Here is a 12,931-nt window from a genome sequence, read left to right on the forward strand (position 1 = left end):
CCGGCACTGGGCCGGGCTTTTTCATGGAACGGTGCGTCTCAGCGTGCGTAGGTCAGCAGCACGTCGCCCGGGATTTGGAAGTCCACCGACATCATGACGCTCAGGGCGGTGATGGCGATGATGGAGAACCCGAACAGCTTGCGTGCCCACTGGACATCGTTCTCGGCCTGATAACCCATGAAGGCCAGGCGTAGCCACCAGGCCCCGATCACGGCGGCCACTGCCAGATAGACGTAGCCGGCGTAGCCGAGCACGGTCAGCAGCAGGGTGGCGGCCATGAAGGCCACGGTGTACCAGACGATGTGACGCTTGGTCACCGAGATCCCCTTGGCCACCGGCAGGACCGGAATCGAGGCCGCGGTGTAGTCCTTGAGACGAAAGATGGCGATGGCGTAGGAATGCGGCATCTGCCAGAGGCAGAAGATCAGCAGCAGCACCGCAGCGCCACTGTCGAACTGGCCGCTGGCAGCGCAGTAGCCGATCACCGGCGGTGCGGCACCGGACAGACTGCCGACCAGGGTGCCGTACACCGAGGTGCGCTTCAGCCAGAGGCTGTAGAACCCTACGTACACCACGAAACCCATCACCGCGAAGGCGGTGGCGACCGCATTGGTCGCCACGTACAGCAGACCCACCCCGGCCAGGCCGAGGAGGGTGGCATAGGCCAGCGCCACCTTCGAGGAGATCGTGCCCTGGACCAGCGCACGATTGCGGGTTCTTTCCATCTTCTGATCGATGTCCATATCGATCACGTTGTTGAACACACAGCCGGAAGCAATGACCAACGACACCCCGATAGCCGTCGCCAGCAGCAACAGCGGGTCGATGCTCCCTTTGGAAGCCAGGAAGAACCCGCCGGCAACCGAGATCAGGTTGCCGAAGATGATGCCCGGCTTCGTCACGAGAAGGTACTTCTTGATCATCACGTCGGCCCGGTTCAGTGGATCATCATGTTCTGGTGCATGTGGTACATGATCCACAGGGATCCCACGACCAGGATACCGACGATGACCACGGTGAAACCAAAGGAGATCACGTTCCAACGCTGCTCTTCGGAGGTGTTCAGGTGCAGGAAGAAGTACAGGTGCACCAGCAGCTGTACCACCGCCATGATCACCACGATCGCCAGGGTCGCGCCCTTGGAGAAGGTGGGGAACATCACCAGGCCGAAGGGAATGACCGTCAGGATGACCGACAGGATGAAGCCGACCATGTAGCTCTTGAAAGTGCCATGGCTCTCGGCGGTATGCCCGTGGGCGTTATGGTCGTGCGCCATTACAGCACCCCCATCAGATAGACGATGGTGAAGACGAAGATCCAGATGATGTCCAGGAAGTGCCAGAACAGGCTCAGGCACGACAGGCGGGTCACGTTGGTGGTGGTCAGACCCTTGGAGGAGATCTGCAGCATCAACACGATCATCCAGATCAGACCCGAGCTCACGTGCAGACCGTGGGTACCGACCAGTGCGAAGAACGCGGACAGGAAGGCACTGCGATCCGGACCATAGCCCTCATGGATCAGATGGTTGAACTCATAGAGTTCCATGCCGATGAAGCCGGCACCGAACAGCCAGGTAACCGCCAGCCAACCCAGGACGCCACCCTTGCTGCCATGATGCTGGGCGATCATGGCGAAGCCGTAGGTGATACTGGAGAACAGCAGCAGGAAGGTTTCGACCAGGACGAACGACAGTTCGAAGATGTCCTTCTGGGAGGGGCCATCGGCATGGGCCCCGCTCAGGACTGCATAGGTCGCGAACAGCGTCCCGAACAGAATGCAGTCGGTCATCAGGTAGGACCAGAAGCCGAATGTCTTCATCGATCCGGCGTCGTGGTGCCCATGCTCCTCGGCATGGGCGACTTCGTTATGCATAACTTGATTCGCCATTGGGTTAGGCCTGCTTCAATTTCGCCAGGGACTGAATGCGCGCGGTTTCGATGCGTGCCACTTCTTCCGCTGGTACGTAATAGTCGACGTCGTCGTCGTAGCTGCGGACAACCGCAGTGACGATGCAGCCCACGAAGCTGGCGATGGCCAGCCACCAGATGTGCCAGATCAGGGCGAAGCCAAGGATCAGGGCGAAGAGGCTGATCACGATACCGGCGCCAGTGTTGCGCGGCATGTGGATCTGCTTGTAGTCCGCATCCTTCTTCTCGGTGATGCCTTTCTCTTTCATGCCCCAGTAGGCGTCGATGTCGTGCACTTCCGGCACTTCAGCGAAGTTGTAGAAGGGCGGCGGCGAAGAGGTCGACCATTCCAGGGTACGGCCATCCCACGGATCGCCCGTCACGTCCACGTTCTCCGGCAGATTACGGTCGCGGATACTGACGTAGAACATCCACAGCTGGCTCAGGATGCCCAGGGCAATGATGCCGGCGCCGATGGCGGCGGTCACCAGGAAGGGATGCCAGTCGGGGTTGTCGTAGTGGTTCAGACGACGGGTCATGCCCATGAAGCCCAGCATGTACAGCGGCATGAAGGCGACATAGAAGCCGATCAGCCAGCACCAGAAGGCCTGCTTGTTCAGCTTCTCGTTCAGCTTGAAGCCGAAGACCTTCGGGAACCAGTAGATCATGCCGGCGAAGTAGCCGAACACGGCGCCGCCGATGATCACGTTGTGGAAGTGGGCGATCAGGAACAGGCTGTTGTGCAGCACGAAGTCGGCACCCGGTACCGCCAGCAGGACGCCGGTCATGCCGCCGATGCTGAAGGTCACGATGAAGCCCAGGGTCCAGAGCATCGGCGAGGTGAACTGGATGCGGCCCTGATACATGGTGAACAGCCAGGTGAAGATCTTCACCCCTGTCGGGATCGCAATGATCATGGTCGCGATGCCGAAGAAGGCGTTGACGTTAGCGCCCGAGCCCATGGTGAAGAAGTGGTGCAGCCAGACGATGAAGGACAGCACGGTAATGGCTACCGTTGCCCAGACCATCGAGACGTAGCCGAACAGACGCTTCTTGCTGAAGGTGGAGGTCACTTCCGAGAACACGCCGAAGGCCGGCAGGATCAGGATGTATACCTCGGGGTGGCCCCAGGCCCAGATCAGGTTGGTGTACATCATCTGGTTGCCGCCGGCTTCCGCGGTAAAGAAGTGGAAGCCCAGGTAACGGTCCAGGGTCAGCAGCGCCAGGGTCACGGTCAGGATCGGGAAGGCTGCCATGATCAGGATGGCAGTACACCAGGAGGTCCAGGTGAAGATCGGCATGCGCATCAGGGTCATGCCCTTGGTACGCATCTTCAGCACGGTCACGAAGAAGTTGACGCCGGTCAGGGTCGTCCCGATACCGGAGAGCTGAAGGGCCCAGATGTAGTAGTCCATCCCTACGCCTGGACTGTACTGGATGCCTGACAGCGGCGGATAGGCCACCCAGCCGGTCGCGGCGAATTCGCCCACGAACAGCGACATCATGATCAGCACGGCACCGGCCACGAACAGCCAGAAGCTCAGCGAGTTCAGGAAGGGGAAGGCCACGTCGCGGGCACCGATCTGCAGCGGGGTCACCACGTTCATCAGGCCGGCCACGAACGGCATCGCCACGAAGAAGATCATGATCACGCCGTGGGCGGTGAAGATCTGGTCGTAGTGATGGGGTGGCAGGTAGCCCTCGGCCCCGCCGGAGGCGATGGCCTGCTGGCTACGCATCAGGATGGCGTCGGAGAAGCCACGGAGCAGCATGATCAGGGCGACGATGAAGTACATCACGCCGATCTTCTTGTGGTCGACGGTGGTCAGCCACTCTTTCCAGAGGTAGCCCCACTTGCCGAAGTAGCTGATCGCTCCCACCAGTCCCAGGCCGCCCAGGGCGACCACGATGAACGTTACGAGAATGATCGGCTCGTGATACGGAATATCCGCGAGAGTTAATTTACCGAACATGACTTATTCCTCGGTACCGTGTTGACCGCCGTGCTGGCTCATGTCCATCACGTGATCGGTCTGCTTGCTGAAGTCGGACTTCATGAACTTCTTGATGACCGTTCTGAACAGATCCGGCTCGACCGTCGAGTAGTAGGCGACCGGCTGCTTCTCGCTGGGCTTGGCCAGCTCGGTGTAGCTCGCCTGGTCCAGGGTCTTGCCACCCGACTGCTTGACCTTGTTGACCCAGGCGTCGAAGTCACCGGCGGTGGGTACCGCGTGCACGGCAAAGATCATGTCGGAGAAGCCGGCGCCGCTGTAGTTGGCCGAGCGACCTTCGAATTCGCCGGGATGATCGGCGATCAGGTGCAGCTGGCTCTGCATGCCGGACATGGCATAGATCATGCCGCCCAGGGCCGGGATCGACAGGGTGTTCATGACCGACTCGGAGGTGATCTTGAACTGCACCGGACGATTCACCGGGATGGCGATCTCGTTCACCGAGGCAATGCCTTGCTCGGGATAGATGAACAGCCATTTCCAGTCCATCGAGACCGCTTCGATCACCAGCGGCTGCTCGGAATGATCGAGCGGCTTGAAGGGATCCAGCTCGTGGGAAGTCTTCCAGTTCAGGATGCTCAGGAACACCACGATGGCCAGGGGGACCAGCCAGACCACGGCTTCGATCTTGTAGGAGTGAGCCCAGTTCGGGGTGTACTTGGCTTCCTTGTTGGTAGCGCGGTACTTCCAGGCGAACAGGAAGGTCATCACGATGACCGGGATCACCACGATCAGCATGAGGCCGAACGCTGTGTAGATGAGGTTGCGTTCTTGCACGCCGATGGAGCCTTTCGGGTCCAGCAGCACGGCGTCGCACCCGCTGAGCAGCAGCGCGGCGGCACCGGCCAGAAGCCAACCGGTTGGTTTTAGATACTTCGTTAGTTTCATCTCACGACCTCAGTAGAGCGGCTCATCGTGGTTATTCTCTCAACGTGCCTGTCGCCAGCCTCATGCTCCGCAACGGACAGGCATCCGTGCGGCAGGCTGATGGATTGCAGAAATTGCGGGATTTCGCAGCGCGGTATGGTGCCACAGAGGGGCTGGATATTCGACCCTTTGGTCAGCCGCCGTTCAGGTGTTGCCGCCCGTCAAGCAAGCCGAAATCAAGCGGTGTAAGGCACTGTCATGCGCTGGGTAAGAGTAGCCGGGCGGCAGGGAGTCGCCAGTTTGCTCCGGCGTTTGCGGTCGGCTCGCACGCAAGGCGCAGATCGGAAAGGGGCGCAGAAAGGCGCGATCCAAGGCGGCTAAGGCCTTGAAGGCTTTGAAAAGAGCGAGGAGAGATGAGGCGGAGGGATGGTGCCGGAGATAGGAGTCGAACCTACGACCTTCGCATTACGAATGCGCCGCTCTACCAACTGAGCTACACCGGCACGAAGCTTTCAATGATAAGTCTTCGCTCATCTGCTGTGCAAGCCTGGTCATCGTGCCTGTGCCAAGCCCTGTGGCGATGTGTCGCACTGCTGGCCGCCCCTGATTTCGCGATTCATCAATGCTTCTCGGCCTGACGTGATTGTTGCGCGCGAAGGTCAGCGGTCAGGGCGGCATGCATTCGGGAAACCTTTACGGGAGTCGTCATACCTAAACCTTCGCGGATCCAGCCTTGCCGCAGCTTCGACCCCATGATCCTGCCACTAGATAGCTGCCCATGCGGAGAGCCTCGATGACCGATTACTCCCTCACCCGTCGTAACGTGCTCGTCGGCTCCGCCGTGGGACTCGCCGCCGCTGCTTCGGGCGCTGCCGTCGCCCAGGAAGGCAGCAGTGCGACTCGTCCCGCCAAGCCCCTGCAGGACCCGCGCACCAAGTACACGCGCGAGCCTTTCAAGGAGCAGCGCCAGGAATGGCCGGCGCTCACCAGCAAGATGGAGCCGCGTCCTGACCATGGCGAGACCAGTTATCACGGCTCGGGTCGCCTGGCCGGGCGCAAGGCCCTCATCACCGGCGGGGACAGCGGTATCGGCCGCGCCGTGGCCATCGCCTTTGCCCGGGAAGGGGCTGATGTGGCCATCAACTACCATCCTTCCGAAGAATCCGACGCTCAGGAGGTGGTCAAGCTGATCCAGGAGGCTGGCCGCAAGGCCATCACCTTGCCGGCCGACATCCGTACCCAGGAGGCGTGCGAAGAGGTGGTGAACAAGGCCATCCAGCAACTCGGTGGCCTGGACCTGTTGGTGAACAATGCCGCCTATCAGCAGAGCAAGGCCGACATCCTCGAGATCACCGACGAGCAATTCGACCGGACCTTCAAGACCAACATCTATCACGTCTTCCGCTTCAGCAAGGCCGCCATCCCACACCTGCCGCCGGGCGCCAGCATCATCAATACCGTCTCGGTGAATTCCTACGATCCCGGCGAAGAACTGATCGACTACGCCGCGACCAAGGCCGCCATTCTTAATCTCACCAAGGGCATGGCCAAGCAACTGGCCAAGAAGGGCATTCGCGTCAACGCCGTGGCGCCGGGTCCGGTGTGGACGCCGCTGCAGGTGGCTGGCGGGCAATTGGAAGGGCAGATGAAGGAGTTTGGGCAGGACACCCCGCTAGGAAGGGCAGGACAGCCAGCGGAGTTGGCGGGGCTCTATGTGGCGCTTGCGGAGGAGGATGCGAGTTTTAGTACGGGGACAGTGGTGGGGGCGTTTGGGGGGAAGGGGATGCCGTGAAGAATTTAAAGGGTGTAAGTCGAGGAAAACTCCTGGGATTCTTCATATTGGCTGGTTTTTCTAGTTTATATATTGCAGTTTTTTGTAGGGCTGGAGTTTGGTTTGGTGGAGAGTAATAGGTGAGCAGCTTTGGTTGCTGCTATCGTTGCGCTAGAGGGTGATTGTAAAGGTGTTGTCTAGAGTGGTGTCGTTTTTGTACTTAACATTAATGTAGAAAAGGAGCCATGATTTCATGGGCTCCTTTTTATATAAGACGGTTAGTTGCGAACGTAGCCTTTGGTTACGCAAGCGCCACTGTAAGCCCAAATCAGTCTGCGGTCAGCAGCGCCTGCAGTACCTTCAGCAGTAGGGGTCAGAGTGCAGGTGTCGGTCGTCAGAATGTTTTTGTAAGCGTTTGGAGTAGCTGTAATGGCAGTGGTGGTTGCGTCAAAAGCCAAGCTATTAAATGCACGGCTAGTAGAGGCTGCGGGTACAGCAGGAACGCCATTGGTTCCCGGTTGGCAATTGACTAGTGCTGTGCCGCCTGAGAAGCATTCGTCAACTGCTGTTTTATAGGGGATCATTGCACTGGTGACTTCGGTATACGCAGCCTTCGCTGTGTATGTCTGATAGGCCGGCAGAGCAACAGCTGCAAGAATACCGATGATCGCGATTACAATCATCAGTTCGATCAAGGTAAAACCTTTTTGAGTTCTCATTCCAAATCTCCGAGGTTGGATCAGGCCAACGTGCCTGTCAGAGCTTAAGCATAGGCCGTGCCAAGGAAAAGTGGCGACTGCGGCACGTTTGCTTCGAGATGGGCGTCAACAAAGGGGCAGGTCATGACAAAAAATGTCAGCTGTCTGGCGCCATTTTGCGGGCGGTCTGGGGGGTGCTATAACGCCTGTTGTAGCCAAAGGTGGGAATGACGATGAACGAGACGGTGATGCTGTCGGGGCTGGCGCGCCAGTTGGTGGATGCTCAGCTGCTGGCGGAGGCGGCAGCGCAGCAGGCGGTGGTCAAGGCGAAGCAGGCCAAGGTGCCACTAGTGACCTATCTCGTTCAGCAGCGGCTGGTGCAGAGCCGGCCTCTGGCGGAATTGGCGGCTCAGGAGTTCGGTGTGCCCTTTCTCGATCTTGCGGCTATCGACAAGGAGCAGTTGCCCAAGGACATCGTCAACGAGAAGTTGATGCAGCAGCATCACTTCCTGCCTTTAAGCAAGAGAGGCAACAAGCTTTTCATCGCTCTTTCCGATCCTACCAACCAGCAGGCCATCAATGATGTGTCCTTTGGCAGCAAGCTGGCGGTCGAAGTCGTGCTGGTTGAAGACGACAAGCTGCACCAGGCGATTGAAAGGTATCTCGATGGCGGTACGGGTGGACTGGATCTTGGCGATATCGACCTTGATCTGGAGACTGAGGGTGGCGAACGGCCTCAGGAAGCCGTTGCGGGTACCGACGCCGACGATGCGCCCGTGGTTAAGTTCGTCAACAAGATGCTGCTCGATGCCATCAAGAAGGGCTCGTCTGATCTGCACTTCGAGCCCTATGAAAAGATGTACCGGGTGCGCTTTCGTACCGATGGCGTCCTGCACGAGGCGGCGCGACCGCCGGTGCAGCTGGTCTCGCGGATCTCGGCGCGGCTCAAGGTGATGTCCAACATGGATATCTCCGAGCGGCGCAAACCCCAGGATGGCCGGGTCAAGCTCAAGGTATCCAAGACCAAGTCCATCGACTTCCGGGTGAACACCCTGCCCACTCTCTGGGGCGAAAAGATCGTGATGCGGATTCTGGATTCATCCAGCGCCCAGATGGGGATCGATGCCCTGGGCTACGAGGATGTGCAGAAGGAGCTCTACCTGCAGGCACTCAAGCAGCCACAGGGCATGATCCTGGTGACCGGACCGACCGGTTCGGGCAAGACGGTATCCCTCTATACCGGCCTCAATATCCTCAATACCGAAGACATCAATATTTCCACGGCGGAGGATCCGGTGGAGATCAACCTGGAAGGCATCAACCAGGTCAACGTCAATCCGCGTCAGGGACTCGACTTCTCCCAGGCGCTGCGGGCCTTCCTGCGTCAGGATCCCGACGTAATCATGGTCGGTGAAATCCGGGACTTGGAAACGGCGGAGATCGCCATCAAGGCAGCCCAGACCGGTCACATGGTGATGTCGACCCTGCACACCAACAGCGCAGCGGAAACCCTGACGCGCCTGCGGAACATGGGCGTGCCTGCCTTTAACCTCGCAACCTCGGTCAACCTGATCATCGCTCAGCGCTTGGCGCGCAAGCTGTGCAACAAGTGCAAGCGAGTCCATGAGGTACCTCGTGAGGCGCTGCTGGCCGAAGGCTTTCGCGAGGAAGAAGTCGGCAGTTTCACCCTTTATCAGCCTATTGGCTGCGAGGACTGCAATGCGGGCTATCGCGGGCGTGTGGGGATCTACGAGGTGGTGAAGATCACCCCGGCGCTGCAACAGATGATCATGGAGGAGGGCAACTCCATCGAGATCGCGGCGCGGATGCGCAAAGAGGGCTTCAATGATCTGCGGCGGTCGGGGCTGGTGAAGGCGATGCAGGGGATTACCAGTCTGGAAGAGATCAACCGGGTCACTAAGGATTAACGACTTCCCTCACCCTAGCCCTCTCCCGGAGGGAGAGGGGACTGGAACGGTGCATCGGATGATTGCTGTCCACGCGTCTTGATTGCCGCAGAACGCTAAAGCCGTCGATGTTTGGCGCGATGCTTGCCTTTAAAGCGGCAACCAGCTCTGAACAGAGCATTCTTTTGACGGGCTCGCCACCGCGGGCCGAGCCTTTGACGAGTCGAGGCCATGGCCGATAAAGCTATCAAGATGGGCAGCTTCACTTGGGAAGGGACCGATCGCAAAGGGACCAAGGTGAAGGGCGAGATGACGGGACTGAATCCTGCGCTGATCAAGGCGCAGTTGCGCAAGCAGGGGATCAATCCGACCCGGGTGCGCAAGAAGTCGGTGTCGCTGTTCGGCAAGGGCAAGAAGATCAAGCCCATGGATATCGCCCTGTTCACCCGACAGCTGGCGACCATGATGAGCGCAGGAGTGCCCCTGCTGCAGGCCTTCGACATCATCGGCGAGGGCTTCGACAATCCCAACATGCGCAAGATGGTCGACGACATCAAGCAGGATGTTGCCGCGGGTAATAGCCTGGCCAACTCCTTGCGCAAGCAGCCGCAGTATTTCGACGACCTCTATTGCAACCTGGTGGATGCGGGTGAGCAATCGGGTGCCTTGGAGACCTTGCTGGATAGGGTAGCCACCTACAAGGAAAAGACCGAGGCGTTGAAGAAGAAGATCAAGAAGGCCATGACCTATCCTGCGGCGGTAATCGTCGTCGCGGTGATCGTGTCGGCCATTCTATTGATCAAAGTAGTGCCTCAATTCCAATCGGTGTTCGAGGGCTTCGGTGCTCAGTTGCCGGCCTTTACCCTTATGGTCATCGCGATTTCCGAGGTCTTGCAGGAGTGGTGGTTGCTGGTACTGGGCGGGCTCTTTGTGATGGCTTTCGTCCTTCGCCACTTCTACAAGAAATCGGAAAAATTCCGCGATGCGGTCGACCGGGGATTGCTCAAGATCCCGTTGATCGGCTCCATTCTCTACAAGTCGGCCATTGCCCGTTATGCCCGAACTCTGGCCACCACCTTCGCGGCGGGTGTCCCCCTGGTGGATGCTCTCGATTCGGTGGCCGGCGCGACCGGCAACGTGGTATTCCGCAACGCCGTGGAGAAGATCAAAGGCGATGTGTCCACCGGTATGCAGCTCAACTTCTCCATGCGTACCACCGGGGTGTTCTCTTCGATGGCCATCCAGATGACGGCCATCGGTGAGGAGTCGGGCTCCCTGGACGAGATGCTGTCCAAGGTCGCGACCTTCTATGAAGACGAGGTCGACAACATGGTCGACAACCTTACCACTCTGATGGAACCGATGATCATGGCGGTCCTGGGGGTTCTGGTGGGTGGTCTGATCATTGCCATGTACCTGCCCATCTTCCAGCTTGGCTCGGTGGTCTGATGGCGCTGCTGGAGTTTTTGGCCGGCGCGCCGCTGGCCGCGGTGTTGTGCGCGCTGGTCCTGGGCCTGCTGGTGGGCAGCTTTCTCAATGTGGTGGTCTATCGCCTGCCGGTGATGCTGAGGCGGGCTTGGCAGGCGGAGGCGCGTGAAGTACTGGAGCTGCCGGCCGAGCCGGCAGGCGCCCCCTTCAACCTGGCGCGGCCTGCTTCCCGCTGCCCCCACTGCCAGCGCGCCGTGCGGCCCTGGGAAAATGTGCCGGTGCTGAGTTATCTGCTCCTGCGCGGTCGCTGCAAGGGGTGTCAGGCCTCTATCAGCCTGCGTTATCCGCTGGTGGAGCTAGCCTGTGGGCTGCTGTCGGCCTGGGTCATCTGGCATCTGGGCGTGACCTGGCAGGGCGGGGCCTTCCTGTTGCTGACCTGGGGCTTGCTGGCGGCCAGTCTGATCGATGCCGATCACCAACTGTTGCCGGATGTGATCGTGCTGCCGCTGCTGTGGCTGGGGCTGATCGCCAATCAATTCGGCCTGTTCACCAATCTGGGTGATGCCGTCTGGGGCGCGGTGGCGGGGTATCTGAGTCTGTGGCTGGTATTCCAGCTGTTCCGTCTGGTGACCGGCAAGGAAGGCATGGGCTATGGCGACTTCAAGCTGCTGGCGCTGCTCGGCGCCTGGGGTGGTTGGCAGATCCTGCCTCTGACCATCCTGCTGTCGTCGCTGGTAGGCGCCATTCTGGGCGTCATCACTCTGCGGCTGCGGCGGGCGGAAACCAGCACGCCCTTGCCCTTCGGTCCCTATCTCGCCGTGGCGGGGTGGATTGCCTTGCTCTGGGGTGATCAAATAACCGGCCTGTACCTGAACTTCGCCGGATTCCGATGACTTCTGCCTGGACCCTCGGCCTGACCGGGGGCATTGGCAGTGGCAAGAGCGCCGCTGCCGAGCATTTTGCCCAACTGGGCATCACCTGTGTCGATGCCGACCAGGCCGCCCGCTGGGTGGTGGAGCCGGGACGACCGGCGCTGGCCGAGATCGCCGGGCATTTTTCGCCCGCTGTCTTGCACCCGGATGGCAGCCTGGATCGAGCGGCGCTGCGAGCCGCGATCTTTGCCGATCCGGCCGAGCGGCGCTGGCTGGAAGCCCTGCTGCATCCCCTCATTCGCCAGGAAATCCTGGCGGCCCTGGCTGGTGCCGAATCGCCCTATGCCATCCTGGTGTCGCCGCTGCTGTTCGAGTCCGGGCAGCGGGCGCTGGTGCGGCGGGGGCTGGTGATAGACGCGCCGGAAGCGCTGCAGCTCGAACGGGCCATGCGCCGTGACGGGGTGGACGAAGCCCAGGTGCGGGCCATCCTGGCGGCGCAGTTGCCGCGCGCCGAGCGGCTGGCCAAGGCGGATGACGTCATCTGTAACGACGGCGATCTCGCTGCGCTCCACGCCGAGGTGGAGCGCCTGCATTCCTTTTATCTGACCTTTGACGGAGGCCAAGCATGAGCACTCTTAGCGTGGACTGCCCCACCTGCGGCGCACCCGTGGAATGGAGCGAGAAGAGCGCCAACCGGCCCTTCTGTTCCGACCGTTGCAAACTGATCGACCTGGGTGCCTGGGCAGCGGAAGAGCACACCATCCCCGGCAATGAGCTGGAAGACGATCTCTACTCCGAAGACCTCAATCGGCGCGGCCACTAGGACGCGCCTTCCCCTATAGCCGCTGTGCCCAGGCCTGGGCGGTCGCCTGAGCCGCCTGGCGCAGCTTGGTCGCCAGCTCGGGTTTCTCGTATTCCAGCGGGCTGGACGCCGTCACCGTGTGGATGCGGTCGCGCTTGATGAAGAAGACCTGGGTGCCCAGCAGCGGCTTGCTGCAGGCACTGGCGCCTTCGCCCAGCCCATCGATGGCCTTGCACTCCAGTTGCCCGCTGAGCGATTGCACCTGCCGGCGCAGCTTGGGCAGCGCCCGGCCGCCATTCTCGTAGCCCGCCGACAGCCCAAGCAGGTAGTTGGCCGGCTGGCCGGTGTCGCGATCGGTGAAGGCGCAGCCGCCGGCGATCTGCCGGGCATAGGCCAGGGGCAGGCCGGAGGTCTGCTGGAGCAGGGGCAAGGGCAACTGAGCCTGCAGGCTGGCGCAGTCGACGGGCTCGCCGTTGTCGGCATGGGCGAGGGCGGCGCCCAGGAGCAGGGGAAGGGCAACGAGGAAACGCATGAAAACATCCTGTCGAAGGCCGGCGGCCGATATCGGCTGAGTCTACCGGCTCGAGTCCCGCGATAGGCGGGTGGACGGAGCGGCTGTGCACTGCGTCATGCGTCGGTCAACACATTGCGGGCTGGTGTCTGG

Annotated in this window: 13 protein-coding genes and 1 tRNA gene; 6 read left to right on the plus strand and 8 right to left on the minus strand. The window is 60.5% G+C overall.

The genetic code is table 11. The features are described 5' to 3' along the window. Positions 1-38: 38 nt before the first annotated feature. The 6 genes from cyoE to ACZ5R1_RS04580 all read right to left on the minus strand — a co-directional run bounded on the left by cyoE (position 39) and on the right by ACZ5R1_RS04580 (position 5,292). Positions 39-926 carry a heme o synthase gene (gene cyoE / locus ACZ5R1_RS04555; RefSeq protein ID WP_260982922.1) on the minus strand — a complete coding sequence of 296 codons (888 nt, stop codon included), beginning with the start codon at positions 924-926 and terminating at the stop codon, positions 39-41. An 11-nt stretch (positions 927-937) separates the two neighbouring features. Further along, entirely contained in the window at positions 938-1,276 is a 339-nt protein-coding gene (cyoD, locus tag ACZ5R1_RS04560; protein WP_007160921.1) for a cytochrome o ubiquinol oxidase subunit IV, read from the minus strand. Further along, positions 1,276-1,890, minus strand: a complete 615-nt coding sequence (locus ACZ5R1_RS04565; protein ID WP_027600197.1) for a cytochrome o ubiquinol oxidase subunit III — start codon at positions 1,888-1,890, stop codon at positions 1,276-1,278. The genes cyoD and ACZ5R1_RS04565 overlap by 1 nt, the downstream gene beginning before the upstream one ends. Positions 1,891-1,894: 4 nt before the next feature. After that, the gene (gene cyoB / locus ACZ5R1_RS04570; protein ID WP_007160923.1) at positions 1,895-3,883 is read right to left on the minus strand and encodes a cytochrome o ubiquinol oxidase subunit I; all 1,989 of its coding nucleotides are present in this window, start codon (positions 3,881-3,883) and stop codon (positions 1,895-1,897) included. 3 nt (positions 3,884-3,886) lie between these two features. Next, positions 3,887-4,810 carry a ubiquinol oxidase subunit II gene (gene cyoA, locus ACZ5R1_RS04575; protein WP_007160924.1) on the minus strand — a complete coding sequence of 308 codons (924 nt, stop codon included), beginning with the start codon at positions 4,808-4,810 and terminating at the stop codon, positions 3,887-3,889. 406 nt (positions 4,811-5,216) lie between these two features. Beyond that, positions 5,217-5,292, minus strand: a tRNA-Thr gene (locus ACZ5R1_RS04580). Positions 5,293-5,582: 290 nt separating this feature from the next. Between ACZ5R1_RS04580 and ACZ5R1_RS04585 the strand changes: the two genes are divergently transcribed. After that, on the plus strand, positions 5,583-6,581 hold the full coding sequence (locus tag ACZ5R1_RS04585; protein ID WP_288504727.1) for an SDR family oxidoreductase: 999 nt from the start codon (positions 5,583-5,585) through the stop codon (positions 6,579-6,581). 257 nt (positions 6,582-6,838) lie between these two features. Here the strand turns inward: ACZ5R1_RS04585 and ACZ5R1_RS04590 are convergent, their stop codons facing one another. Then, a complete protein-coding gene (locus ACZ5R1_RS04590; RefSeq protein ID WP_288504729.1) occupies positions 6,839-7,279 on the minus strand; it encodes a pilin in 441 nt (146 codons plus the stop codon). A 212-nt stretch (positions 7,280-7,491) separates the two neighbouring features. On the opposite strand from ACZ5R1_RS04590, the gene pilB reads away from it, so the two are divergent. The 5 genes from pilB (at position 7,492) to yacG (ending at position 12,288) form a co-directional block, all read left to right on the plus strand. After that, complete coding sequence (gene pilB, locus ACZ5R1_RS04595) at positions 7,492-9,186, plus strand: type IV-A pilus assembly ATPase PilB (protein ID WP_288504730.1); 1,695 nt, start codon at positions 7,492-7,494, stop codon at positions 9,184-9,186. Positions 9,187-9,396: 210 nt separating this feature from the next. Then, entirely contained in the window at positions 9,397-10,614 is a 1,218-nt protein-coding gene (locus tag ACZ5R1_RS04600; RefSeq protein WP_288504732.1) for a type II secretion system F family protein, read from the plus strand. Beyond that, complete coding sequence (locus ACZ5R1_RS04605; protein WP_288504734.1) at positions 10,614-11,486, plus strand: prepilin peptidase; 873 nt, start codon at positions 10,614-10,616, stop codon at positions 11,484-11,486. Before ACZ5R1_RS04600 ends, ACZ5R1_RS04605 begins: the two co-directional genes overlap by 1 nt. Further along, complete coding sequence (coaE, locus tag ACZ5R1_RS04610) at positions 11,483-12,094, plus strand: dephospho-CoA kinase (RefSeq protein WP_288504736.1); 612 nt, start codon at positions 11,483-11,485, stop codon at positions 12,092-12,094. Before ACZ5R1_RS04605 ends, coaE begins: the two co-directional genes overlap by 4 nt. Then, positions 12,091-12,288 carry a DNA gyrase inhibitor YacG gene (gene yacG / locus ACZ5R1_RS04615; RefSeq protein ID WP_169854824.1) on the plus strand — a complete coding sequence of 66 codons (198 nt, stop codon included), beginning with the start codon at positions 12,091-12,093 and terminating at the stop codon, positions 12,286-12,288. Before coaE ends, yacG begins: the two co-directional genes overlap by 4 nt. Before the next feature lie 13 nt (positions 12,289-12,301). On the opposite strand, the gene ACZ5R1_RS04620 is transcribed toward yacG, so the two are convergent. After that, positions 12,302-12,799 carry a hypothetical protein gene (locus ACZ5R1_RS04620; RefSeq protein ID WP_074583948.1) on the minus strand — a complete coding sequence of 166 codons (498 nt, stop codon included), beginning with the start codon at positions 12,797-12,799 and terminating at the stop codon, positions 12,302-12,304. Positions 12,800-12,931: the final 132 nt, after the last annotated feature.

Source organism: Pseudomonas sp. Pso3, assembly GCF_055393275.1.